The organism is Thalassovita mangrovi (assembly GCF_009857745.1).
Lineage (GTDB): Bacteria > Pseudomonadota > Alphaproteobacteria > Rhodobacterales > Rhodobacteraceae > Thalassobius > Thalassobius mangrovi.
Genome location: NZ_WWEN01000021.1, coordinates 1 through 1440 on the forward strand (window position 1 = coordinate 1; position 1440 = coordinate 1440).

2 protein-coding genes are annotated in these 1440 nt (G+C 49.7%); one reads left to right on the forward strand and one right to left on the reverse strand.

All coding sequences use genetic code 11. The features are described from left to right. Positions 1 to 216, forward strand: a 216-nt coding sequence (locus GR167_RS20470) for a hypothetical protein (protein ID WP_503169879.1), incomplete at its 5' end; no start/stop codon positions are given. A gap of 881 nt (positions 217 to 1097) precedes the next feature. On the opposite strand, the gene GR167_RS20475 is transcribed toward GR167_RS20470, so the two are convergent. Further along, positions 1098 to 1440, reverse strand: a 343-nt coding sequence (locus GR167_RS20475) for a hypothetical protein (RefSeq protein ID WP_212770061.1), incomplete at its 5' end; no start/stop codon positions are given.

Consider the following 1440-nt stretch of genomic DNA (forward strand, 5'->3'; position numbering starts at 1 on the left):
CCATTCGCCATTCAGGCTGCGCAACTGTTGGGAAGGGCGATCGGTGCGGGCCTCTTCGCTATTACGCCAGCCCGGATCCTTATCGATTTTACCACATTTGTAGAGGTTTTACTTGCTTTAAAAAACCTCCCACATCTCCCCCTGAACCTGAAACATAAAATGAATGCAATTGTTGTTGTTAACTTGTTTATTGCAGCTTATAATGGTTACAAATAAAGCAATAGCATCACAAATTTCACAAATAAAGCATTTTTTTCACTGCATTCTAGTTGTGGTTTGTCCAAACTCATCAATGTATCTTATCATGTCTGCTCGAAGCGGCCGCGGGCACTCTTCCGTGGTCTGGTGGATAAATTCGCAAGGGTATCATGGCGGACGACCGGGGTTCGAACCCCGGATCCGGCCGTCCGCCGTGATCCATGCGGTTACCGCCCGCGTGTCGAACCCAGGTGTGCGACGTCAGACAACGGGGGAGCGCTCCTTTTGGCTTCCTTCCAGGCGCGGCGGCTGCTGCGCTAGCTTTTTTGGCCACTGGCCGCGCGCGGCGTAAGCGGTTAGGCTGGAAAGCGAAAGCATTAAGTGGCTCGCTCCCTGTAGCCGGAGGGTTATTTTCCAAGGGTTGAGTCGCAGGACCCCCGGTTCGAGTCTCGGGCCGGCCGGACTGCGGCGAACGGGGGTTTGCCTCCCCGTCATGCAAGACCCCGCTTGCAAATTCCTCCGGAAACAGGGACGAGCCCCTTTTTTGCGGCCGCGGCACAGCAGTGGTGCAAATGAGTTTTCCAGAGCAACCCCAAATCCCCAGGAGCTGTTGATCCTTTAGGTATCTTTCCACAGCCAGGATTCTTGCCTGGAGCTGTTTGATGCCCCAGACTGTGAGTTGCAACAGATGCTGTTGCGCCTCAATAGCCCTCAGCAAATTGTTCTGCTGCTGCACTATATCAGACAATAATTGTCTGGCCTGTACCGTCAGCGTCATTGACGCTGCGCCCATAGTGCTTCCTGCTGCTCCCAAGAACCCAAGGAACAAAGCTCCTATTCCCACTGCTCTTTTTTCTCTCTGCACCACTCTTCTCTTTGCCTTGGCCATTCTATGGGTGTTAATCCTCATCCTGTCTACTTGCCACACAATCATCACCTGCCATCTGTTTTCCATAATCCCTGATGATCTTTGCTTTTCTTCTTGGCACTACTTTTATGTCACTATTATCTTGTATTACTACTGCCCCTTCACCTTTCCAGAGGAGCTTTGCTGGTCCTTTCCAAACTGGATCTCTGCTGTCCCTGTAATAAACCCGAAAATTTTGAATTTTTGTAATTTGTTTTTGTAATTCTTTAGTTTGTATGTCTGTTGCTATTATGTCTACTATTCTTTCCCCTGCACTGTACCCCCCAATCCCCCCTTTTCTTTTAAAATTGTGGATTAATACTGCCATTTGTACT